This is a genomic window from Cobetia sp. SIMBA_158 (genome assembly GCF_046566945.1).
GTDB lineage: Bacteria > Pseudomonadota > Gammaproteobacteria > Pseudomonadales > Halomonadaceae > Cobetia > Cobetia amphilecti.
In genome coordinates, this window is the sequence record NZ_JAWJYL010000897.1 from 1 (window position 1) to 245 (window position 245).

Genomic DNA, 245 nt, shown 5'->3' on the forward strand with positions numbered 1-245 from the left:
CAAATTACTCGCTTTAAGTTATTTAGTTAAGCATCCACAAAAAGGCATGAAGCAACCAAAACTTGCCTATAAACCACTCACCACACAAATGAATATAGGCCAGCAATTCGATTTTTCGGTTATTGCTAAGCTGTCTGGAATTGGCTCAAAGCAGTTACATGCGATTAACCAAGGGTATTTAAAAAATCAAAGTTCACCAAACGGACCTCATACCTTACTACTGCCAATAGGCCAAGAGGCACTTT

At 38.8% G+C, this 245-nt stretch carries 1 pseudogene; it reads left to right on the top strand.

Going from position 1 to position 245, the window contains the following annotated elements:
- Nucleotides 1–245 (top strand): annotated as a pseudogene (locus tag R2R70_RS22415) (hypothetical protein); the annotation flags it as partial.